At 24.7% G+C, this 24,076-nt stretch carries 18 protein-coding genes; 6 read left to right on the top strand and 12 right to left on the bottom strand.

The annotated features are described in order from the left end of the window. The first annotated feature begins 38 nt into the window (after window positions 1–38). From H0H78_RS00280 to H0H78_RS00265, 4 genes are read left to right on the top strand one after another with little or no spacing between them, the layout of a single operon-like run. On the top strand, window positions 39–1,421 hold the full coding sequence (locus H0H78_RS00280) for a M16 family metallopeptidase (RefSeq protein WP_185851038.1): 1,383 nt from the start codon (window positions 39–41) through the stop codon (window positions 1,419–1,421). Continuing rightward, a complete protein-coding gene (locus tag H0H78_RS00275) occupies window positions 1,418–1,753 on the top strand; it encodes an iron-sulfur cluster assembly protein (protein ID WP_185851037.1) in 336 nt (111 codons plus the stop codon). Before H0H78_RS00280 ends, H0H78_RS00275 begins: the two co-directional genes overlap by 4 nt. Before the next feature lie 22 nt (window positions 1,754–1,775). Next, window positions 1,776–2,726, top strand: coding sequence for an SPFH domain-containing protein (locus H0H78_RS00270; protein WP_185851036.1), 951 nt, complete (start codon window positions 1,776–1,778; stop codon window positions 2,724–2,726). Between the two features lie 9 nt (window positions 2,727–2,735). Then, window positions 2,736–3,089: a DUF3127 domain-containing protein gene (locus H0H78_RS00265; protein WP_185851035.1), complete on the top strand. Its 354-nt coding sequence runs from the start codon at window positions 2,736–2,738 to the stop codon at window positions 3,087–3,089. Here H0H78_RS00265 and H0H78_RS00260 read toward each other — a convergent pair. From H0H78_RS00260 to sucC, 4 genes are all read right to left on the bottom strand, one after another. Further along, a complete protein-coding gene (locus tag H0H78_RS00260; protein WP_238783761.1) occupies window positions 3,023–3,619 on the bottom strand; it encodes an endonuclease III domain-containing protein in 597 nt (198 codons plus the stop codon). The two genes, H0H78_RS00265 and H0H78_RS00260, sit on opposite strands and share 67 nt — an antisense overlap. A gap of 113 nt (window positions 3,620–3,732) precedes the next feature. Continuing rightward, window positions 3,733–5,820, bottom strand: a complete 2,088-nt coding sequence (locus tag H0H78_RS00255; protein ID WP_185851034.1) for an ATP-dependent Clp protease ATP-binding subunit — start codon at window positions 5,818–5,820, stop codon at window positions 3,733–3,735. Between the two features lie 137 nt (window positions 5,821–5,957). Next, a complete protein-coding gene (locus H0H78_RS00250; protein ID WP_185851033.1) occupies window positions 5,958–7,427 on the bottom strand; it encodes an AAA family ATPase in 1,470 nt (489 codons plus the stop codon). A 1-nt stretch (window position 7,428) separates the two neighbouring features. Next, complete coding sequence (gene sucC / locus H0H78_RS00245; RefSeq protein WP_185851032.1) at window positions 7,429–8,649, bottom strand: ADP-forming succinate--CoA ligase subunit beta; 1,221 nt, start codon at window positions 8,647–8,649, stop codon at window positions 7,429–7,431. A gap of 192 nt (window positions 8,650–8,841) precedes the next feature. On the opposite strand from sucC, the gene H0H78_RS00240 reads away from it, so the two are divergent. After that, window positions 8,842–9,507, top strand: a complete 666-nt coding sequence (locus tag H0H78_RS00240) for an alpha/beta hydrolase (RefSeq protein ID WP_185851031.1) — start codon at window positions 8,842–8,844, stop codon at window positions 9,505–9,507. 8 nt (window positions 9,508–9,515) lie between these two features. After that, window positions 9,516–10,067 (top strand): hypothetical protein, encoded by a 552-nt coding sequence (locus H0H78_RS00235; RefSeq protein WP_185851030.1) that lies wholly within the window; start codon window positions 9,516–9,518, stop codon window positions 10,065–10,067. 343 nt (window positions 10,068–10,410) lie between these two features. On the opposite strand, the gene odhB is transcribed toward H0H78_RS00235, so the two are convergent. The 8 genes from odhB to H0H78_RS00195 form a co-directional block, all read right to left on the bottom strand. Next, entirely contained in the window at window positions 10,411–11,622 is a 1,212-nt protein-coding gene (odhB, locus tag H0H78_RS00230; protein WP_185851029.1) for a 2-oxoglutarate dehydrogenase complex dihydrolipoyllysine-residue succinyltransferase, read from the bottom strand. 39 nt (window positions 11,623–11,661) lie between these two features. After that, the gene (locus H0H78_RS00225) at window positions 11,662–14,418 is read right to left on the bottom strand and encodes a 2-oxoglutarate dehydrogenase E1 component (RefSeq protein WP_185851028.1); all 2,757 of its coding nucleotides are present in this window, start codon (window positions 14,416–14,418) and stop codon (window positions 11,662–11,664) included. 52 nt (window positions 14,419–14,470) lie between these two features. Further along, on the bottom strand, window positions 14,471–17,170 hold the full coding sequence (gene alaS / locus H0H78_RS00220; protein ID WP_185851027.1) for an alanine--tRNA ligase: 2,700 nt from the start codon (window positions 17,168–17,170) through the stop codon (window positions 14,471–14,473). After that, window positions 17,167–17,940: a lysophospholipid acyltransferase family protein gene (locus H0H78_RS00215; protein WP_185851026.1), complete on the bottom strand. Its 774-nt coding sequence runs from the start codon at window positions 17,938–17,940 to the stop codon at window positions 17,167–17,169. Before H0H78_RS00215 ends, alaS begins: the two co-directional genes overlap by 4 nt. Window positions 17,941–17,988: 48 nt before the next feature. Further along, window positions 17,989–21,123 carry a cytochrome c biogenesis protein gene (ccsA, locus tag H0H78_RS00210; RefSeq protein WP_185851025.1) on the bottom strand — a complete coding sequence of 1,045 codons (3,135 nt, stop codon included), beginning with the start codon at window positions 21,121–21,123 and terminating at the stop codon, window positions 17,989–17,991. 94 nt (window positions 21,124–21,217) lie between these two features. Further along, window positions 21,218–21,988 carry an MBL fold metallo-hydrolase gene (locus tag H0H78_RS00205; protein WP_185851024.1) on the bottom strand — a complete coding sequence of 257 codons (771 nt, stop codon included), beginning with the start codon at window positions 21,986–21,988 and terminating at the stop codon, window positions 21,218–21,220. A gap of 12 nt (window positions 21,989–22,000) precedes the next feature. Next, on the bottom strand, window positions 22,001–23,002 hold the full coding sequence (recA, locus tag H0H78_RS00200) for a recombinase RecA (RefSeq protein WP_185851023.1): 1,002 nt from the start codon (window positions 23,000–23,002) through the stop codon (window positions 22,001–22,003). 13 nt (window positions 23,003–23,015) lie between these two features. Then, complete coding sequence (locus tag H0H78_RS00195) at window positions 23,016–24,056, bottom strand: lytic transglycosylase domain-containing protein (RefSeq protein WP_238783760.1); 1,041 nt, start codon at window positions 24,054–24,056, stop codon at window positions 23,016–23,018. Window positions 24,057–24,076: the final 20 nt, after the last annotated feature.

Genomic DNA, 24,076 nt, shown 5'->3' with positions numbered 1-24,076 from the left:
TTTTCATTATAATTATAAATATATTTTTTCATACAACTATGTTTTCTCAAACAGTAAATAGATCTATACCTCCAAAATCTTTAAAAAAAAAGACCATTATCAATATTAAAAAACCTAAATATTTTGAACTTGAAAATGGATTAAAGGTATTAATAGTGGATAGTCATAAACATCCTTTAGTTAGAATAGGATTAGAATTGGATTATAAGAATTTTTTAGAAAAAGATAAAGCTGGAATCAGAAAAGTTTTTGGTAATATGCTTCGTTCTGGAACAAAAAAATTCTCTAAAGAAGAATTAGAAGAAATTTTGGATTATATAGGATCAGATTTATATACTTCATTTTCAGGTGTATATATTTCTACTTTAAAAAAAAATTTAGAAAAATCTTTTTCTATATTTAGTGATATATTAATAAATAGTAAATTTGATAATTCTACAGAGTTAGAAAAAATAATCAAACAAAAAATTACAGATTTAGATCTTTCTGAAAAAGATCCGAATCTTATTTTGCAACGAGTACGAAATGTTTTGTTTTTTGGAAAAAACCATCCTTATGGAGAATATGAAACTTATAAAAGTTTAAAAAAAATAACTCTTCATGATTTAAGAGAATTATATAAAAAATATTATATTCCTAATATTTCTTATCTCTCTTTTATAGGAGATATATCCGTTCAAGAAGCAAAAAAATTGTGTCAAACTTATTTATCTCAATGGAAAAGAGGTATTGATCTTCGTGATCAAAAAACTTTCAAAAAGCTGAAATCTCATTTTTCACCTAAAATAGAGATAGATATAGTAGATCTTCCATCTCTTACTCAGTCTACTATTTGCTATGGATTTCCTATAAATTTTAGAAAAAATGATCCAACTTATTTTTCTTCCATTTTAGCAAATGGAATTTTGGGTGGAGGAGCTCAAAGTAGATTATTTTTAAATCTTAGGGAAAAAAAAGCATACACATATGGTGCTTATTCCTTTTTAAAATCAGATATGGATATAGGTTATTTTTACATTTATACTCAAGTTAGAAATGTGGTAACAGATAAAGTAATCAAAGATATTTTAAAAGAAATTATAGAAATAACAAAAAATAAGGTTACCAGGGAAGAGTTAAATATCAAAAAGAAAGAGATAAGTGGTTTATTTATTTTAGATTTAGAAGATCCAAATAGAATTAGCGATTTTTTTATTAGTGAAATAAAGAATGATCTTCCAAGTGGATTTTACAAAAATTATTTAAATAGTATTCGTTCTGTAACTATTAATGAAGTTTATTTGTCGTGTAAGAGGCTATTTTCCGTAAAAAATGGAAGAATTTTGATTATAGGAAAAGAAAATGAAATTTTGCCAAATCTAAAAAAATTAGGTTATCCTATTCGTTTTTTTGATAAATTTGGAAGATTAATAAAACAATGAAAGAAAAAAATAAGTTTCTTTTAGAAGATCAAATTGTTTCTGTGTTAAAAAGTATATATGATCCTGAAATATCAGTAGATATTTATGAACTTGGTTTGATTTATGATATAAAAATATATGATGACAAAGATGATAAAAAAGATAAAAAAGTTAAGATAATTATGACTCTTACTACTATAAATTGTCCAGTAGCAGATACTTTACCTTTAATAGTTAAAGAAAAAGTTCAATCTATAAAAGGAATTGAAGAAGTAGAAGTGTCATTAACCTTTGAACCTCCTTGGAGTAGAGAATTTATGAGCGAAGAAGCTCGTTTAGAACTTGGAATATAAATAATAAATTTTTAAAGTATATATGAGTATTTTTAGTTTATTTTTTTATGGATTATTAATTCTTTTGATCCTTTCTTTTTTTTCCAGTTTTATTTTTATAGTTCATCAAGAAACAGCTGTTCTTATTGAAAGACTTGGAAAATTTCATAGTATACGTCATGCTGGATTACACTTTAAAATTCCTGTGGTAGATACTATAGTTGGGAAACTAACATTAAAAATTCAACAATTGGATATTTTAATAGATACCAAAACTAAAGATAATGTTTTTGTAAAAGTAAAAATATCTGTACAATTTAAAGTGATAAAAAATAAAGTATATGAAGCTTTTTATAAATTAGATAATTCTAATTCTCAAATTACTTCTTATATATTTGATGTTGTTAGAGCTGAAGTTCCAAAAATGCGTTTAGATGATGTTTTTGAAAGAAAAGATAATATAGCAAATGCTGTAAAAAGAGAACTTGAGGAGGCTATGTTAGAATATGGATATTCTATTATTAAGGCTTTAGTTACAGATTTAGATCCAGATGAACAAGTTAAACAAGCAATGAATCGTATCAATACAGCAGAAAGAGAAAAAGTATCTGCTGAATATAAAGCAGAAGCTGATAAAATTAAAATAATAGCTAAAGCTAAAGCAGAAGCTGAAAGTAAAAAATTGCAAGGAAAAGGAACAGCAGATCAGAGAAGAGAGATAGCAAAAGGTATTTTAGAATCTGTAGAAGTATTAAATAACGTAGGTATTAATTCACAAGAGGCTTCTGCTTTAATTGTAGTTACACAACATTATGATACTCTTCAATCTATGGGGGAAAATACAAATACTAATTTAATTTTACTTCCGAATTCACCTGGATCAGCAAGTGATATGTTAAATAATATGATTACATCATTTAATGTATCCAATCAGATTGGAGAATCTATGAAAAAAAGAAATAACACTAAAAATAGTAAAAAAAATAAATCATAAAGCATAAAGATGGAAATAATAGGAAGAGTCAAAAAATTATTAGATATTCAAAAATTTGATAGCGGATTTAAAAAAAGAGAAATAGTAATTACAACAGAAGAACCATATCCACAAAATATTCTGATAGAATTTATCCAAGAAAAAGTAGATTTATTAAATTCTGTAAGAGAAGAAGATAGAGTAAAAGTATTCATCAATATAAGAGGTAGAGAATGGAAAAATCCAGATGGAATAATTAGATATTTTAATTCTATACAGGGATGGAAAATAGAGGAGATAAAAAATTCTTTTGGTGATCAAAAAGCTTCTTCAACTATATCATCTTCTTTTACTCCTGAAGATTTTGACGATTTACCTTTCTGATAATTTTTTTTTAAGAGATTGTTATTGACTAATTTTTGATAAATAATATCTCTTTTTAGATTCCATTTTCTTGATGGAGAATATTCTCTTCCGTAAAAAATGATTTGAAGATGTAATTTTTTCCAATTTTTCTTCGAAAATATAAATTTAGCGTCTTTTTCCGTTTTTTTTACGTTTTTTCCATTGCTTAATTCCCAACGAAACATCATTCTATGAATATGAGTATCTATAGGGAACACCGGATATTCAGATACATGAGATAAGAAAACCGAAGCCGTTTTGCGACCAATTCCTGGTAAATCTTTTAATTTATTCATACATTTTGGAACATTTCCGTCATGTTTTTCTATCAATAGAATGGATAGATTATAAATATTTTTAGCTTTTTTATTGAAAAGGCCTATCTTTCTTATGAAATTTTTCATTTCATTTAAAGAGAAAAAAATAACATCATGAGGTTTTTTTATTCTCTTAAACAAAGATCTTGTTATTTCATTAACTTTCTTCTCCTTAGATCTAGAGGTTAACAATATAGCTAAAAGTAAAGTATATTCATTAATATGATATAATGAACTAACTGGATTAGGATAAAGAAAATCTAAAGTATCTGTAATAATTTTTATTTTTTTTTTAACATATAATTCTACGGTTTTTTAATAAGAGTTTTAACATCATTTTTATCATCATTCATCATCAATGTAATTTCTTCTTCTTTCTTTAAAGTTCCACAAATAATACACTCTGATATAGGATTTTTTATAAACTTTTCTATTACCCTTTTTAAGGGTCTAGCTCCATATTCTTTATCAAAACCTTCCTTTTTTATGAAAGATTCAACTTCAGGTAATACTATAAGTTTATATCCTAAATTGGATACATGTTTTTTTATTTTTTCTAATTCTATATGAGTAATTTTAGATATATCTTTAGGTTTTAAAGAATTAAAAATAATAATATCATCTATTCTATTTAAAAATTCTGGAGAAAAAGTATGTTTCAAAGCTTGTTCTAAAAAATTCTTTTGATTAGAATATTTTTTAGATTTAGTATAAAAACCTATTTCAGAATAAAATCCTTTTAAGTTTTTAACTTCTATATTGGATGTAAATATAATTACGGTATTTTTAAAATCTATTTTTCTTCCAAGACTATCTGTTACACATCCATAATCTAGTATTTGTAATAAAATGTTAAATACTTCGTAATGTGCTTTTTCTATTTCATCTAATAAAATAACAGAATAAGGTCTACGACGAACTACTTCTGTTAATTGTCCACCTTCTTCATAACCAACATAACCAGGTGGAGCTCCTATCAATCTAGAAACAGAAAACTTCTCCATGTATTCACTCATATCAAGACGAATTAAAGATTCTTCCGTATCAAACAATTCTTTAGAAAATACTTTTGCTAAGTAAGTTTTTCCTACTCCAGTTTTTCCTAAAAACATAAAAGAACCTATAGGACAATTAAGTTCTTTTAGACCAATTCTATTTCTTTGTACTGCATTTACTATTTTTTTTACGGCTTCATTTTGTCCTATTACTTTTTCTTGAATAAAATCAATCATTTTATTTAATTTATTCATTTCAGCTTTAGCTATTCTATTTACCGGTATTCCACTCATCATAGAGACTACTTCTTCTACGTTTTCTGCATAAACTATTTCTCTGTTTTTTTTGGAAGATTCCTCCCAAATTTTTTGTTCTTGAATCAATTGTTTTTCTATTCCTTTTTCTTTGTCACGTAAACGTGCTGCCTCTTCATATTTTTGACTTTTAACAACTTTAGATTTTTCTTTTCGTATTTTTTCTAGTTTTTTTTCCAATAAAACTATTTCTTGTGGAACTTTTATATTTTTAATATGGACACGAGATCCTGCTTCGTCTAAAGCATCAATTGCTTTATCAGGTAAATAACGATCAACTATATATCTTCCAGTTAAATAAACGCAAGCTTTTATGGCTTCTTCTGTATAAAAAACATTATGATGAATTTCATATTTATTTTTAATATTTTTTAAAATTTCAATAGTTTCATCTTCTGATGAAGGTTGTACTATAATTTTTTGAAATCTTCGTTCTAATGCTCCATCTTTTTCTATATATTGTCTATATTCATTTATTGTAGTTGCTCCAATACATTGAATATCACCCCTAGCTAAAGCAGGTTTGAATATATTAGATGCGTCTAAAGAACCTGTTGTTCCACCAGCACCAATGATGGTATGAATTTCATCAATAAAAAGAATTAAATCTGAATTTTTTTCTGACTCATCTATAATAGATTTCATTCTTTCTTCAAATTGTCCCCTATATTTAGTTCCAGCAACCAAACTAGTTAAATCTAATACAACTACCCTTTTATTATATAAAACTCTAGATACTTTTTTTTGTACAATTCTTAGAGCTAAACCTTCAGCAATAGCAGACTTACCTACACCTGGCTCTCCAATAAGAAGAGGATTATTTTTTTTTCTTCTGCTCAATATTTGAGAAACACGTTCAACTTCTTTATCTCTTCCTACAACTGGATCTAATTTTCCTTCAATAGCTATAGAATTTAAATCCCTTCCAAAATTATCTAGAACAGGAGTTTTGCTCCTTATAGGAGTTCCTCCATAATAACTAGAACCTGTACTACTACATTCTTCATGACTGAAGGAGGCTTCATCATGAATTTCTTCATCGGAAGAAGTAGAAGAAAAAAAGGAAAACCAATAATGAATCATAAATTAAAACCATTAAATAAATAAAATAAAAATACTCATTTCAAGAAGATAAAATATCTCTTTCATTTGTACAAATAAATCCAATATTGTTCTCAATATATTTTTTATATTATATCGAATCAGTTTCATATTATTTCTTATAATAAAATAGAGGATGAAATTTTCAATTCTAATCTTTCAATTAATTGATCAACTAACTTATTATTATGAAATAAGGAATTTTCTTTTTTTACTGAAAAATCATCTACATTTTTTTCTTTTATTTCAATTTTGAATTCTAAATTTTTTTCATTCAATTTTTTTCTTATATACTTAAGAAAATATGTTTTTATAAAAAAATAAAATTCACAAGTATATAATTCATAAGGAACGACTAACAATATTCTATCTTTAGAAAAAGAAAATTTAATTTTTTCTAAAAAAATTAAATAGTTAGGTTTAATCCTTTCAGAAAGTTTCTGAAGAAAATTTTTCCAGTTTTCTTCCAAAACTTTAATTTTTTTTTTAAACTGATTAGGATTTTTTTTATAAGAATCATATTTATCTTTAAAATAAAGATCTAAATCTTTTGTTAATTGAAGCAAATTAATTTCTATTAATAAATAATCAGCACTGTAATTATAAAATTCTTTTTTTATTTTGTGTAATCTTATCAAAGATTTGATTAAAAAAGAAGGATACAATCTCTTTGATTGTTCTATATAAAATTTTATATTTTTTTTTTCACACTTTAAAAGAAATAATGTTTCTATGTTTTTAGATAAAAAAAGATGTCTAAAATGATTAATTAATCCATCTATAAAACTGATAGGATTAATTTTTTTCTGAAAAATTTTATCCAAAAAAATTAAAATATTTGATTTTTTTCCATCTAAAATATAATCAGTTATTTTAAAATATTCTTCTTTTTGAAGAATTCCTAATTTTTCCATAACCAATTCACTAGATATTCTATTTTCTTGTTGAAAGAAACTTAACTTTTCTAAAGTTAGAATAGCCTTTTCTATGGATCCATTTCCATATTTAGAAATGATAAATAGGGCTTCATTATCTATTTTAAGACCTTCTTTTTCTGCTATTTTTTTCAGGTAAAAAAAAATTTTTTTTAATGAAATATGTTCAAATTCATAAATTTGATAACTATGAATATGAAGAATATAATTTATAATTTCTGTTTGTTTTTCCGTACAAAAAACAAACAGAACATGTGGAGGAGGATTATCTATTATAGATAAAAAATAATTTTTGTTTATATGATGAATGTTATTCAATATAAGTATATTATACTTCCCTTCCTTTGGGAATAAACGTATTTTTTTAATTATTTTACAAATAAATTCTTCTGAATGGTTAAAGATTCCATTAATATTAAAAATATTTAGAGAAGAATCTTTCTTAGAAAAGAAATTCAATTCATTGGCTAATATTCTTGCACATGTATTTTTTCCAACACCTTTAGGTCCTGAAAAAAGCAAAATTTGAGATAAAAAATTTTTTTTAATAGTATTTATTATAAGATGAATAATCTTATTTTGTCCTATTACTTCATTCCAGTTTACAGGTCTATACTTAAACGTCCATCCAATATAAGAAAAAATCTTATCCATATTATTTTTTTATTAGTAATAATCTCTTAAGCTTATCGGAAGCCTCTTTTAAAGTATGAGTGGAATAAATCGGAAGTTTACTGTTTTCAAGTTTATCTTTTGCTATAAATTCATTTGTTCCTTGTAAACGAACAATGATAGGTATTTTTATTTTCTGATTACTTTTTTTATAAGAGTTAATTATTCCCTCTGCAACTGTATCACAACGTACAATTCCTCCAAAAATGTTTATAAACATAGCTTTTATAGATGGATCCTTTAAAAGGATACGAAAGGCTTCTTCTACTCGTTCCTTATCAGCAGAACCACCTATATCTAGGAAATTAGATGGGTTTCCACCACAAGATTTTATCATATCCATAGTAGCCATAGCTAAACCAGCACCATTAACCATACATCCTACATTTCCATCAAGTTTTAAAAAATTTAAATTAGCTTTCATAGCTTCTATTTCAATAGGTTCTTCTTCTTCTATGTCACGCATATCTGCGTATTGTTTCTGACGAAACAAAGCGTTATCATCCAGTATTATTTTTATATCTACTGCTATAATTTTATGATCGTAAGTAGTATAAATAAGAGGGTTTATTTCTAATAATAAAGCATCAATCGATAAATAAACCTTGTAAATAGAAAAAACAAAATGTATAAAATTTTTTAATACTTCCCCTCCTCCTAAACCTAGGAAAAAACCAATTTTTCTGATCTGAAATAATTGTAATCCAATAAATGGATCTATAGTTTCCTTATATATTTTACTTTTACATTTATCAAATACATCTTCTATATCTATTCCTCCCTCTTTAGAATAAAGAATTACATTTTTTTCAATTTCCCTATTGAATAATATAGAAAAGTAAAATTCTTTAGGTTTAGAAAATCTATTTTCATTGAAATACACATCTTCTGAAATAAGAATTTTTCGAACCAATTTTCCTTTTTTTGAAGTTTGTGGAGTAACTAGATACTTTCCTAAAATATTTTTTGATTTATTATATACTTCATCTAAAGAGTTAGCTACTTTTATTCCTCCACCTTTTCCACGACCACCTGCATGTATTTGAGCTTTTATAACTAAGGATTTTTTTTTAGTTCTTTTAAAGATTATTTTAGCCGCTTTTACCGCTTCTTCAGGAGTAGAAGCCACAATTCCATCAGGAATATTTTTTTCAATTAAAAAATTTTTTAATATTTCTCTTCCCTGAAATTCATGTAGATTCATTTATATATTCTAAATATTTTTTATAGTAAATTTAAACTAAAAATCGTTTATGTTTGAATCCTCTTTCTTTATATTTTAATATGCAGAATTTTAAATTCACATAAAACTTTGTGATTCAAGTTTAACTGAAGAATTTCTTCTTTTTTTTAAAATCGAATATATAGTAGATAAAAAATTGTAAATAAAATAAAAATGCTTTTAGATAAACTTTCTATTAAACATAAAATAAAAGAGCCAATAAAAAATAAAATAAAACATCCTCTTTTTTTAATGATTCATGGATATGGTAGTAATGAAAAAGATATTTTTTCTTTTCATCAAGATATTCCAGATAGTTTTTTTATAATCAGTATTCAAGGACTGAATTCTATAGGTTTAGATAAATATTCATGGTATGATATAGATTTTAATCATGAAGAAAAATTTATTAATATTTTACAAGCAAAAAAAACGATTGAAAAAATCTCTTTTTTTATAGATGAAGCTATTAAAGAATATAATTTATTAAATCAAGTATGGTTATGTGGATTCAGTCAAGGAGCTATTTTGAGTTATGCTATAGCTATAAGAAAATATCATAAAGTAAAAAAAATAATAGCTCTTAGTGGATATTTAGAAAAAAGAATTTTACCAAAAACAATAGAAGAGGAGGCTTATAAAAATTTAGACTTTTTTATTTCTCATGGAATATATGATCCTATTATTCCTATAAGTTGGTCTAAAAAAAGTTTTGAATTTTTAAAAAAAAAAAAAGTTCTTTCTGTCTTATATAAAGAATATGATTCTGGACATACTTTATGTAATTCTAATTATAATGACCTTATTAATTGGATAAAAATCAAAAAACAAAAATATTAAATATCATAATGAAAAAGATTACAAAAAAAATTTTATTTTTTATAATTGTAATAGGATCTATTATTTTTTTATCCAAAAAAAATTATTCATTAGGATTAATTTTTCTATTAATTAGTCTTTTTCCTTTATTTTTCATTTTTAGGAATGAATTTTTATTATTAGCTTTTCTTAAAATAAAGAAGAAAGATATGAAAGGTTTAAAAAAATATTTAGAATATATAAAAAATCCAAAAAAACAATTAACTCAAAGTCAAATGGCTTATTATTACTTTCTTTATGGAATTCTATATTCAGAATCAGATATTCAGAAATCTGAGAAATATATGAAAAAAGCTTTAGATATTGGTTTACACTTTCAACAAAATAAAGCTATAGCTAAATTAAATCTAGCTATAGCTTGCCTATCAAGGGGAGATAAAAAAAAAGCTGAGTTATTATTAATAGAAGCTAAGAAAACAGACAAATATGGTCTACTACATGAACAAATAAAAATCATAAAAATAAAAATGAAACAAATGCATGTTGGAAATATAAATAAACAGAATCCTCTTATAAGATAAAAAATAATCATTTTTAAGAATGATTAATTAATAATTAGAATCTTTTTTATAATTGTATTTACTTACTAAACCAATTTTACAAGTAAGAAAAAATACTTTTTTTTTGTATCAAAAATTTGAATATTTATTTTCTTTTCTTTAGTTAAAAAAAATGACTAGCACATAGTTTAGAAGAAGAAAAGAAAAGATGAATAATAAGTTTATTCTCTCTTGAAAAAGATTTTCTTCTTTGTTTATTAAAGTAGAAAGATGATTTTCTTTTTTTTCTTGAATTAAAAATTCATGATCATTAAAAGAAAATCAAAGGGGGGGGGGAAAAAAATTTAGACAAATTGTATAAAATCTATAATTCTAATATAGAATGAATATTTTTTTCATCTCCTCCCATTATAAATTTTATTGGATTTTCTATAGATTCTTTGATAGAAAGAAGGAACCCTACAGATTCTCTTCCATCTATAATTCTATGATCATATGAGAGAGCTAAATACATGATAGGACGTATTTCTATCAATCCATTAATAACTACAGGTCTTTCTATTATATTATGCATACCTAAAATTGCACTTTGTGGAGGATTTATTATTGGAGTAGAAAGCATAGATCCGAAAATTCCCCCATTAGTTATGGTAAAAGTCCCTCCAGTCATTTCCTCTATAGATATTTTTCCGTCATGAACACGTGTAGATAGTATTTTAATTTTTTTCTCTATTTCTCGAAAAGATAAATTTTCAGCATTTCTAATAACAGGAACCATTAATCCTTTTGGTCCAGATATAGCAATACTAATATCACAATAATTAAAATTAATTTTCTCTATACCACTAATCATAGCATTAACATCTGGATATAAACTTAAGGCTCTCACACAAGATTTAGTAAAAAAGGACATAAAACCTAAATTAACTCCATGTTTATCCTTAAAAATATTTTTGTATTTTTTCCTGATTATAAAAACATTTTTCATATCTACTTCATTAAAAGTAGTGAGCATTGCTGTTCTATTTTTAATAGAAACTAATCTTTCAGAAATTTTTCTTCTAAGAGAAGAAAGTGGTGTAATTTTTTTATTTCTACATTGTTTTTTAATAATACTATTATTGTTCCCTTTTTTTTTATTACAAAGAGATGAAGCAACAATTAAACAATCTTTCTTTGTTATTCTTCCATCTTTCCCACTTCCTTTAATAGATTCTAATGGAATATTTTTCTCAGACAATATTTTTTTTGATGAAGGAGAAGGATAATTTTTTATTATTTCTTCTTTTTTAGAAGAATTTTTTTCTATAAAAAAAAATTTATCGTTACGATTATTATTGGTAGATGTGTTTATAATACATAGAGTATCGCCTACTTTTAGTTTTTTTCCTATTTCTTTCATAGAAGAAATAACTCCACTTTCTTCTGCAATAATTTCTAAAGTAGCTTTATCAGAATCTACTTCAGCTATCACTTGATTTTTTTCTACATAATCTCCATTTTTAACATTCCATGATGAAACTTCTATTTCTGTAATAGATTCTCCTGGAGAAGGAACTTTGATTTTTATTATCATAGATAATTCAAATTTTAGTTATAAAATAAATCAAAAATCTTATAAAAAAGATCTTTCTAATATGTCTTTTTGAATTTTTAAAAAATTTTTATAAGAACCTGTAGATGGACTAGGACTTTCACTTGGAGAAATTAATTTAAATGGAATAGTCTTGAGTTTCCTAAAAATAAAGCTCCACAAACCCATATTTTCTGGTTCTTCTTGTACCCATAAGATATTTTTACTGTTTTTATATTTTTTTACTATTTTTAGAATAGTATCTTCTTTTAAAGGATAAATTTGTTCTATACGAATTATAGCCGTTGTTATATCTTGAATTAATTCTCTTTTCTCCAGTAAATCATAATATATTTTTCCAGAACAAAAAATTAATCTTGTGACATTTTCAATGTTTCTAATTGTATTATCATCCAAAATTTCTTGAAATTTTCCTAAAGATAATTTTTCTAGATTGGAAATACATTTAGAATGACGAAGCAAACTTTTTGGAGTAAAAATTATAAGAGGTTTTCTGAAATCTAGTTTCATTTGTCTTCTTAAAAGATGATAAAAATTTGCAGGGGTTGTACAATTTACTAAGAATAAATTATTTAGAGCACAAAGTTGTAGATATCGTTCTACACGTGCAGAAGAATGTTCAGGTCCTTGTCCTTCATATCCATGAGGTAAAAAAAGAACTATTCCATTTCTAATTTTCCATTTTTTTTCTCCAGAAGAAATATATTGATCTATAATGATTTGTCCTCCGTTTCCAAAATCACCGAATTGAGCCTCCCATATAGTTAAAGTTTTAGGAGAATTCATGGCGTATCCATAATCAAAGCCTAAAACACCATATTCGGAAAGTGGAGAATTATATACTTGTATTTTTCCTTTACCTATTTTATTTAATAAAATAATTTCTTCTTCTTTGTCTTCTGTTTTTATAACAACATGACGGTGAGAAAACGTGCCCCTAGCAACATCTTCTCCTGATAATCTAATATGAAAACCTTCATATAAAAGTGATGCATAAGCAATCAATTCTGCTGTCCCCCAGTCTACTAAATTATTTTTGATCATTTTTAATCTTTTCAAAAAGAGGGATTTAGTTTTTCTAAAAAAATTTTTCTTTTTGGGAAGAGTAAAAATATTATTAGCTATTTTTATCAATTTTTCAGTTGAAAACTTAGTATCTATTTCTTGAAAAATTTTATTTTTGTTATGTGATGATATAATAGGATAATTTATCCACTCGTCTTCTAAAAAAGGATTTAGAACATGAAATTTAATATTTTTTGCTTCATCATATCCTTTATTAAGAATTATTTCATATTCTTTTTCCATATTTTTAATATCATTGTAATCAATAATTCCCTCCTTTTCCAATTTTTTTTTATATAATTCATATGAATTTTTATGATTGGATATTATTTTGTATAGAGAAGGTTGAGTAAAACGAGGTTCGTCTCCTTCATTATGTCCATGTTTTCTATATCCTAATAAATCAATAAAAACATCTTCATGATAATGCATTCTAAAATCAATAGCAAAATGAATAGAACGAATAACTGATTCTATATCATCTGCATTAACATGTAATACAGGAGATAGCACTACTTTTGCTATATCTGTACAATAAATGCTAGAACGACCTTCTGTATAATTCGTAGTAAAACCTATTTGGTTGTTAATAACGATATGAATTGTTCCTCCTGTTTGATAACCTTTTAATTTGGATAGTTGTAAAACTTCATATACAATTCCTTGACAGGATAAAGCAGCGTCTCCATGAATTAAAATTGGGATAATCTTTTTAGAATTGCTATCATTAGAATAATAATTATCTATTTTAGAACGAGTTAAACCTTCTACAACTGCATCTACAGATTCTAAATGAGAAGGATTTGGAACTAAATTTATTTTTAATAAATTACCTTTATCTGTTTTTCTAATTTTAGTGAAACCTAAATGATATTTTACGTCACCGGAAAAAGTTTTATCTTCATATTCTTTTTCCTGAAATTCACTAAAAATATTGGAATAATTTTTTTTGAAAAAATTAGACAAAAGATTTAAACGTCCTCTATGAGACATTCCTATAATAAAATCTTCTGTTAGGTACTTATTAGAAGAATATTCTATCATTTCTTCTAATGCTGGTAAGATAGATTCATTTCCTTCTATAGAAAATCTTTTCTGACCTACAAATTTAGTATGAATAAAATTTTCAAAAGCTACTGCTTCATTTAATTTTTTCAAAAAAAATATTTTTTTCTTCACAGAGAATTTCATTTTTTTATCGATAAACCATTTTTCAATCCATTCAATTTTTTTAGAATCAGAAATGTACATATACTCAATTCCTATAGAATTACAATAGATCTTTTCAAGGTTATGTATAATATTTCTTAATGAATTTTTTCCTAATCCTATGATTTTACCTACTTCAAAATGAAGATCTAGTTCTTTTTCAGATAATCCAAAATTTCTTAAATCCAAAGAAGGAAAATGTTTTCTTCTATCTCTTATCGGATTTGTTTTTGTAAAAAAATGTCCTCTATTTCTGTAAGCAGAAATTAAATTATAAACCAAGAATTCTTTATAAAAAAAAGAGTTTTTTATTTTCTTCTCTCTATCTATAATCATAAGAGATTCTTTTTCTCCTTGATTAGAATGATAAATCTTTTCTTTAAAATCAAAACCATAAAAAAAAGAAGACCAACTTTTATCTACCGAATTAGGATTTATTTTATATTTTTTATAGAGAAATTCTATATGATGAATGTCATTTAAAAATGAATATTTGTCACTCATATAATAATTTTAGAATTAATACTACTTTAATTAATGAAATTATCTATCAAAATTACTCAAAATATTTTTTGATATATTTTTGAATTTTTTTTAAAACTAAATTTAACCCTTCCTTTCTATTTCCTATTGAGGTAGCAAAAGAAGATTTTCCCCAAGACTTTCCATGAATATCATCTGATAAACTCTTTATAATTTGATAAGAATGAATATTTCTACTTTTAATTATTTTGTCTGATATAGAAATAAAAATTATTGGTTGATTACTTTTTTTATTTATGAAACCTACTACTAAAAATAGATTGGATATTTCATTCCGTAAATCTAAAAAAATTTTTTTAAAAAAACTGATATCAAATTCCTTATGATCATTAGAAATGTCACATACGTATGTGATAGAAGGTAATGAAATAGCTTTTGTCAAATATTCTTTTTTAATATTTTTTCTTTCTTGAACATATAAATTTTCTAATTTTTGTTTTAATTTTTTATTTACATTTTGTAAATTGAGAACATTTTTTATTGGATATTTTGTATTATTCATTATCTCTTTTAAAGACTTATATTCAACATGAATAGATCTTAAGTATTGAATAGCCTTTTTATAAGTAATAGCTTTTATTCTCCTAACACCATGAGATATAGATTTTTCTGATAAAATGACGAAAGATTGAATTAATTCAGTACATTTTATATGTGTCCCAATACACAATTCAGAAAAATCACCAAAAGTTATTATTCGTACTTTTTCTTCATATTTCTCATGAAATAAACCACTATAACCTTTTTCAATTGCTTTTTTTAAAGGAAAAGATCTTTTTTCTTCTATAACTAAATTAGAATTAATCAATGATTGAATGAATTCTTCGATTTTAGATAATTCATTCATTGATATTTTTTTATGATATGAAAAATCAAAACGAAGATATTTATCACCTACATAAGAACCTTTTTGTGTTACCTGAGATCCTAAAATTTTCTTCAGAGAAAAGTGAAGTAAATGAGTGGATGTATGATTAATTTCTATTTTATTTCTTCTATTTTTGTCTACTTTTGCTTGGAAATCAGAATAAATAGAAAAAGGAAGTTTTTTGACTAAATGTAAGATTATTAAATTTTCTTTTCTTGTATTTTCTATAAAAATTTCATCTTTTTCATTTTTTATAAAACCTGTATCTCCCAATTGACCTCCTCCTTCAGGATAAAAAGGAGTCTTTGAAAAAACTAATTCATAATAATTATTATTATGATTAGTAGTACTATTTTGAATACTTTTTTCTACCTTTCTATATCGAAGAATACGTATAGTGTATTCTAAATAATCATATCCAATAAAATTATTTTTCAAAAAAGAATGATCCATATTTGTATCATGTATAATAACCCAATCTTTTGTTTTCATAAAAAAATTTTTTTTATGAGATATAGACGACATCTCTCTTTGTTTATAGATTTTTTTTTCCAATGATTTTTCATCAATAGATAAATTATTCTCTTTAGCTAAAGATTTAGATAATTTAATAGGAAAACCATAGGTATCATACAACTTAAAAATACTGTGAGCGTTTAATAATTTAAAATTTTTTTCTTTAGCCCTTATAATTAAGTGATGCATCCTTTTATATCCTTGTTCAATAATTTTTAAAAAAAAGAATTCTTCTTCTTTTATTATGTTTTTTATATAATCTTTTTTTTTCTCTAGTTCAGGAAAATAATTTTTCATTTCTCTAACTAGAGAATCTACAAATTTGTAAATAAAAGGTCCTTTTTTATATAAAAAACGGGTAACATAAACAACTGCTCTTCTTAAAATTTTTCTTATTACATATCCTGCTCCATTATTAGAAGGCAATTGTCCATCTGAAATGGAAAAAACGAGAGATCTTAAATGATCAGCTACAATACGTATAGATATATTTTGATTAAGATCTTTTTTATATTTTTTTCCTAAAAAATCTTTAATATCTCTAATTATTGGAAAAAAAATATCTGTTTCATAACTAGATATTTTATGTTGCAAAACCATGCACAACCTTTCTAATCCCATTCCTGTATCTATATGCTTCGTAGAAAGTTTTTCTAAATTTCCATTTTCTTTTCTCAAAAATTCAATAAAAACAAGATTCCAAATTTCTATAACCTCAGGATGATTTTGATTAATTAAATATCTCCCTTCTATTTTTTTCTTTTCTTCCTTATTACGTAAATCTATGTGAATTTCACTACAAGGGCCACAAGGACCTGTCTCCCCCATCTCCCAAAAATTATCTTTTTTTCCAAAAAAAACAATATTTTTTTTATCTATTAATTCTTTCCAATATTGTAAACTTTCTTTATCCATAGATAATCCATCTTCATCATTCCCAATGAATATAGATATATAAATATCTTTTTCTGGAATATTATAAACTTTTGTTAAAAGGACCCATGACCATTCGATAATTTCTTTTCTTGAATAATCTCCAAAAGACCAATTTCCCAACATCTCAAACATGGTATGATGATAATTATCATATCCAACATTTTCTAAATCATTGTGTTTTCCAGAAGCTCTAAGACATTTTTGAATATTAACAATACGGGGATATTCCGATTTTTTATTACCTAGAAAAAAATCTTTAAATGGATTCATTCCTGCATTAATAAAAAAAAGAGTAGGATCATTTTTTAAATGAATAGGAAAAGAAGGAAAAATTTTATGTTTTTTTTCTTGAAAAAAATCTAGAAAGATTTTTCGTACATATTTATATTTCATAACGAAGTATTTTTCTTCTTATAAAATTTAGGAGACTGTTCTATTGCATCCATAATTCTTTCCATAATCATATCAGTTGTATCATTTTTTAAATCCATTTTTATGGGTTTTTTAAAAATCATTTTCTGCAATACTCCTCTTTTTTTTATTTTAATGCCATTTTTATCATAAGCTAATTTAAATCCATCTATCACAATAGGGACAACTATCGGTTTATATTTTCTTATAACATGAACAACACCTCTACGACCTGGCGCAAAAGATTTAGTAGTTCCTTGAGGAAAGGTTATTAACCATCCATCATTTAACGCATTTCCCATACGTGATATTTCAGATATATCCACTAATCTATTGACTTTACTATTTCCTTCTCTCCATGTTCTTTTAACAGTAATACCTCCTGAATAAGTAAATAATCTAGTAAGAATATTTTTATTCATAGTTTCTTTTGCCGCTACATAATATAAATTCAACTTTGGATTTAAAAGATAAATAGGGTTTTTTATTGTATTTATAAAACCATTTTTAACACTACAAAAAACATGAAACATGGCGAAAACATCAGCAAAATAAGTTTGATGATTGGAGACAAAAAGTACTTTTTTATCGGGAAGATCTTTGATATATTCGGTTCCTTTTAATTGTAGTTTATTAAAACCGTTATAACGATTATAAGAAATACAACCAAAAGTAAAAATTAAAAAACGTTTTATGATATGTAAATTTCCAAATACGTCTCTAAATAGATTACTTCTCTTTTTTTTTTCCAAATGTTCTTTTGTTTATTAAAATTATGTTATCAACGTTTATATAAACGTTCACTTTTTTCTTATACTATTTTTTCTATAATTGGAATACGATAAAATTATAATGGTTACAAAAATTAGAATACTGTAAAAGAACCAATATGGAAAAGAAGAGCTTTCACCGCTATTATTAGCATAAGAATGTAGTCCAGATAAATAGTAATTTACTCCAAAATAAGTCATAATGATAGATAGTATAGCTACTATACTCGATAAATTAAACAAAAACTGACTTTTCATTCCTGGAATTATACGAAGATGTATTACAAAGGCATAAACCATTATGCTAATTAAAGCCCATGTTTCTTTTGGATCCCAACTCCAATAACGACCCCAACTACTATTAGCCCAAATAGAGCCAAGAAAAGTACCTATAGTTAATAAAAAAAGTCCTATCGTCAAACTCATTTCATTAATAATAGTTAATTTATCAATATGAATTTGAATTTTTTTATTGATCATAATATTTGAACCCTTTAAAATATATAAAATCAATACTAAAAAACCTAAAAATGATCCTATAAAAAAAAAACCATAACTAGATGTTATAATAGCAACATGTATAATTAACCAATAAGATTTCAATACAGGAACAAGATTAGTTATTTCTGGATCCATAAAATTACCATGTGATACAAATAATAAAATAGAGGAACTTAAAGAAGAGAGAGCAGATACAAATTGATTTTTATAGAAAAGAAATCCTATACCTACTAACAACCAACTAAGGAATATTGCTGACTCATATCCATTGCTCCATGGTGCATGTCCAGAAATATACCATCTTAAAACTAAAGCTAAAAATTCAATAGAAAATAGAAGGAATAAAATAGAAATCAAAATCCTAGATGATATAAAAATCAATTTATTTGAATAAAAAATTTTTATAAAGGATAAAAAAAGAATAAAAAAACCTATAAAAACGTAAAAAAAAGGTAATAAATAAAAAATATTTAGTTGATTGTAAAGAATTTCCATTGATATTTTTTTTTCTGAAGGTAATATAGATTTAGCATTTTTAATCTGATATAATCGTATTTTTCTTATTTCATTATTTGCTATATTCCAATCTTTTTCATTTTGTGCATAAAACAAAGATTGAAGATAATGATGAAACATTGATAATCCTTTAGGATTTAATTGATCAGAATCTGATCTAATCCAACTAGACCATGTATGATTAGGATCATTCTGAATAGGAAAAATTCGAATATATTTTCCTTGAAAAATACCATGAATAATACCTACTCGTTCACTAAGATTAATGACTGCTTTATCATAATCGTTTCTTTCAAAGGGTTCTTTGGAAAAAGCTTTTTCATAATCTTCTTGCAAAACAAATTTTAATTTTGATATCTTTATTTTATAAAGATTCATTATAGAAGTATAATGATCTTTATTTGCTTTGACCTTATTTAAAAATTTAAAACCTCCTCTTTTATCTACTTTAATAAAAGGAATTTTAGTCCAAAAAATATTGTCTTGATGAATAGAAATAAACCATTGATTTGCATCTAAATTTCCTATATGGTTCTTTTTATGTATCTTTCTAAGGAGTTCTAATGCTAGAGTATGAACGGGTTTGATTCTTCCTTTATCATCTTGTACAAGTAAACGACTAAAATTATTTCCATGTTTTTTGGATATATGGATGTTGTCTGATATTTCTTCCAGAGAAATTTTTTGAAATGTTTCATGATGATTAGAAAAAAGAAAATGATATCCACTTATCCAAAATAGTATAAAAAAAGAAATTTTAGATAAAATTCTTAGTTTTTTTTTAAGATGGTAAAATCTTGTTCCTTTCCAAAATAAAGTTAAAAACATTCCTATACTCATAAAAAAATAACCGATATAAGAAATTTTTGTCCCTAAAGAATCATTATTCACAGAAAAATGTGTTCCTTTTTTGTCTGGATCATATCCAGATTGAAATAATCTATAACCTTTATAATTAAGAACATGATTCATGTAAATTGGATAATTTATCTTTTTTTCTTTATCTAATAATGTTACATGACTGATAAAAAATGATGGGAGTTCAGATCCTGGATAGTTTTTAACATGAAATTTGTTTAATCTTAAAGAAAAAGGAAGATTATATAAAATTGAGCCATATCCTATAGAAATTTTTAAGTGATTAAACGAAAAAGGCTCACTCATTTCTATCTTATTTTTTTTTCCTAAAAATGTTATTAATTTTGACTTATTTTTAAACGATATAATAGCAGTAATAGCTGCTTCTTTTTTTTCTGAGTCTTCTTTTTGATCACATGATTGGATGTATTTTAATTTTCCTCTAATTATCCCTTCGGGAAATACCCATTGCATAGAACTTCCATTAATCTTATATAGGTGTTTTATTTTTAAAGGAATAGAAACATTTTTTGGAAAAAAGAAAATTTTATGATTTTTCATGTTCATAATCTCTCCGGAATACGAAGACTTAACATAAAGTTTATCTTTTATTTCCATAATTTGTATTCCTAAAGGAATTTTTTTATTAAGAGAAAAATATATATTTCTTATCTTTTTCTTTTCTCCATATTTTAAATAATTTTCCTCTCTTCCTATTAAATTTGTTGAAATGATTTTTATAATTTTTTCTGAAGGATTTTTATTAGAAATAAATTCTTTTGCGCAAGGAATATAGTCAATAATTTTAACTTTTATAATATTTCCTTTGAAAAGAAATTTTCCATTATATCCATAATGAAAAGATGATAAAATATAAGGATCATGATAAGACATCTCATAATCATTTTGATTTGCTTGTAATTTTATGTAATTTTTTCTAGAAATAATTTTATTATTTGTATTTCCTTCTCTAATAGACATTATACCTTCAAAACTATAATATCTAGAAAAAATTCCTCCAATGAAAATTAACACGAATGATAAATGAAAAATGAACAAAGGAATTTTTTTTTTCTTCCATAATTTATATTTCCATATATTACCTATTAAATTTATAATAAATAAAAATACAAGGATTTCAAACCAAGTGGATTCATAAAAAAATATTTTTACTATATCTGTAGAATATTTTTTTTCTACGAACGTTGCAATAGACATTGACAAAGCCAAAAGTATAAATAAAATAGAAGTCATTTTTGTAGAAAAGAAAATGTTTTTTAACGTTCGCATATGTTTTGATTTTTTTTGAAAAAAAAAGGATATCAAATTTTTAATGAAAAAAAAGCATTGATTCAATTATGTTTTTTATTCATACATAATAAAATTATGAATTTTCCATGGTTAAACCATCATAGGCTAAATACACATTTTTAGGTAGTTTATTTTGTATACTCTCATGGAATCCTAGTAGGTGACTAATATGCGTTAGATAAGTTTTTTTTGGATTTATTTCATGAATTATTTCTAATGATTCTAACAAATTAGAATCGAAAGATTTTTTTTTAGTTTTTCTTAAAATATTTAAAACTAAAATTTCTAATCCTTTCAATTTTTTTCTAGTAAAAATAGGTATATCACTAGCATCTGTAATGTATGCGAAATTATTTATGCGAAAACCTAAGATTGGTAAATCTCCGTGACGGATAGATAAAGGAAAAACTCTAAAGGTTCCTTCTAATAAAAAAAAATCAGCACATCCATCTAACTCATGTAGTGAAATGTTTGAAATATTTTGTTTTTTTTTATCTGAAAAAATATAGTAAAATCGTTTTTTTAAACTTTTTAAAACACGACGTAGTCCATAAATTGGAATAGGTTCTTTTTTATTAATAGACCTGATATCATCTAATCCACCTATATGATCTTGATGTTCATGTGTAATCAGAATAGCATCTAATTTATTAGAATTATTCCTTAACATTTGATAACGAAAGTCTGGACTACAATCTATTAAAAATACTTTACTACTTTTTTCTAAAAGAATAGAACTTCTAAGTCTTTTATTTTTTGAATCGTTAGATAAACAGACTGGATGTTGAGAACCAATAACAGGAACACCCTGTGATGTCCCAGTCCCTAAAAAAGTAATTTTCATATATTAATTCTTTTATTGAAGATACTGATTTATTATATTTTTTTGTATTTCATAAATCATATTTTTTTTATCTTTTAAAAATTCTTTTACGGAATCTCTTCCTTGACCTAAATTTAGGTCTCCATAACTAAACCAAGATCCATTTTTTTTTATAATACCTAAGTTAACTCCAAGATCAAGAATTTCTCCTATTTTTGATATTCCTTCTCCATATAAAATATCAAATTCTGCAGTTTTAAAAGGAGGAGAAAGTTTATTTTTTACTACTTTAACCTTAGTTCTATTTCCCAATATTTTTTCTCCATTTTTTATTTGATTTCCTCTTCTTATGTCTAATCTAATAGAAGAATAGAATTTTAAAGCATTACCACCAGTCGTAACTTCTGGATTTCCGTAAACACCAATTCTTTCTCGTAATTGATTAATAAAAATAAGAATACTTTTTGATTTTCCTATGCTAGATGTTAGCTTTCTTAAAGCTTGTGACATCAGTCTAGCTTGCAATCCTATCTTAGAATCACCCATCTCTCCTTCAATTTCACTTTTAGGTGTCAATGCAGCAACTGAATCGACCACAATTAGATCAATAACTCCAGATCGTATTAAATTATCAACAATTTCAAGAGCTTGTTCTCCATTATCCGGTTGAGATATAATCAATTCTTTTATATTTACTCCTATTTTCTTTGCATAAATACTATCAAAAGCATGCTCTGCATCAATAAAACTAGCGAAACCTCCTTCCTTTTGGGATTGAGTAATCGCATGTAAGGCTAAAGTTGTTTTTCCAGAAGATTCTGGTCCAAATATTTCTACAATTCGACCTTTAGGAAACCCTTTTATCCCCAAAGCAATATCTAAACTAATAGATCCAGAAGAAATAATTTCTAAATTATCTAAATGGGTATCTCCCATACACATAACCGTCCCCTTTCCATATGTTTTCTCCATTTTTTCTAATACAAGCTTTAAGGATTTTTTCTTTTGTTCAAATTTTTTATTTTTTTCATTCATAATTTTTCATTCTTCAGTAGTTAATTTTTTTTCTTGAAAAAAATCCTTCTTTTCCTCTCTCTCTTAAAATGAGACTTTTTATTTTTGGTAATCTTATAAAAATATTTTCTCCAGGAGAAATAACGTCTACAAGATATTGTGGATTTAGAAAAATTAGATCTTTATAAGGTATTTTTAATAAAGAGGATAAATATTTTAAAGAAACTTTTCCTTTTATGGGGACTAGAATTGTATCTCTATATTTAAGATGATGATGTTGATGAAATGGAATAATATTATGTTCTTTATAATAATTCATTACATAATTAATGGCAATAAATTTTGGAATGTAATTTCTTGTTTCTCTTGGAAGAGAATCCAAAAGACCCCAAAAATCTTTTTTTCCTTTATTGTTTTGGATAATTTGATCTATTTTTCCCGGTCCAGCATTATAAGCGGCCAATACTAATTCCCAATTTCCTATTTTTTTATACAAATATTTAAAATATTTACAAGCGGCTTCTGTCGATTTAATTGGATCATTTCTTTCATCATAGAATCTGTTCACATTTAAATGATATGTTTTTCCAGTTTCATTCATAAATTGCCAAATACCTTTAGCTCCTACTTTAGACGTAATTTTTGGATTTAAATTTGATTCTATAATTGCTATATATTTTAATTCTTTAGGAAGATAAAAACTATCAAATTTTTCTTCAAAAATAGGGAAATAGTATTCAGCTAATGAAATGAGTTTTCCTATGTATCTACCCATACGAAGATAACTTTCTACAGAAGCATGTATAATCGTATTATATTTTAATATTTTCATTTGAGATTTTTGATTAAGATGATAAATTCTTAATCTTAATTCATCTGAATTAATATTAGTTATAATAATATTTTTTGCGGATTTCTTTTTTTTGAAAGATTTTCTTTTTACCCTAAATAACTTTTTCCATAAGTTATCTATATTAGATAGATGATTTAAATCAAATTTTTTAATCGGAATATTTTTTTTATATACACTTTTTGGTTCAACAATAAACGGTTTTGATGCTGATTGTATAATCATACTTTTAAAAAATAGCAAAC

Source organism: Blattabacterium cuenoti (genome assembly GCF_014251235.1).
Lineage (GTDB): Bacteria > Bacteroidota > Bacteroidia > Flavobacteriales > Blattabacteriaceae > Blattabacterium > Blattabacterium cuenoti_AF.
Note: the sequence above shows the minus strand (reverse complement) of the source record. Positions and strands in the feature narration are given on the sequence as shown.

Excerpts from the sequence above, each read along its gene's own strand:
- H0H78_RS00235 (WP_185851030.1), top strand. The coding sequence starts at position 9,516 with ATGAAAAAGATTACAAAAAAAATTTTATTTTTTATAATTGTAATAGGA.
- H0H78_RS00265 (WP_185851035.1), top strand. The coding sequence starts at position 2,736 with ATGGAAATAATAGGAAGAGTCAAAAAATTATTAGATATTCAAAAATTT.
- recA (WP_185851023.1), bottom strand. The coding sequence starts at position 23,002 with ATGAATGAAAAAAATAAAAAATTTGAACAAAAGAAAAAATCCTTAAAG.
- H0H78_RS00275 (WP_185851037.1), top strand. The coding sequence starts at position 1,418 with ATGAAAGAAAAAAATAAGTTTCTTTTAGAAGATCAAATTGTTTCTGTG.
- H0H78_RS00280 (WP_185851038.1), top strand. The coding sequence starts at position 39 with ATGTTTTCTCAAACAGTAAATAGATCTATACCTCCAAAATCTTTAAAA.
- H0H78_RS00250 (WP_185851033.1), bottom strand. The coding sequence starts at position 7,427 with ATGGATAAGATTTTTTCTTATATTGGATGGACGTTTAAGTATAGACCT.
- odhB (WP_185851029.1), bottom strand. The coding sequence starts at position 11,622 with ATGATAATAAAAATCAAAGTTCCTTCTCCAGGAGAATCTATTACAGAA.
- H0H78_RS00270 (WP_185851036.1), top strand. The coding sequence starts at position 1,776 with ATGAGTATTTTTAGTTTATTTTTTTATGGATTATTAATTCTTTTGATC.
- H0H78_RS00225 (WP_185851028.1), bottom strand. The coding sequence starts at position 14,418 with ATGAGTGACAAATATTCATTTTTAAATGACATTCATCATATAGAATTT.
- H0H78_RS00240 (WP_185851031.1), top strand. The coding sequence starts at position 8,842 with ATGCTTTTAGATAAACTTTCTATTAAACATAAAATAAAAGAGCCAATA.
- H0H78_RS00195 (WP_238783760.1), bottom strand. The coding sequence starts at position 24,056 with ATGATTATACAATCAGCATCAAAACCGTTTATTGTTGAACCAAAAAGT.
- ccsA (WP_185851025.1), bottom strand. The coding sequence starts at position 21,123 with ATGCGAACGTTAAAAAACATTTTCTTTTCTACAAAAATGACTTCTATT.
- sucC (WP_185851032.1), bottom strand. The coding sequence starts at position 8,649 with ATGAATCTACATGAATTTCAGGGAAGAGAAATATTAAAAAATTTTTTA.
- H0H78_RS00255 (WP_185851034.1), bottom strand. The coding sequence starts at position 5,820 with ATGATTCATTATTGGTTTTCCTTTTTTTCTTCTACTTCTTCCGATGAA.
- H0H78_RS00205 (WP_185851024.1), bottom strand. The coding sequence starts at position 21,988 with ATGAAAATTACTTTTTTAGGGACTGGGACATCACAGGGTGTTCCTGTT.
- alaS (WP_185851027.1), bottom strand. The coding sequence starts at position 17,170 with ATGAAATATAAATATGTACGAAAAATCTTTCTAGATTTTTTTCAAGAA.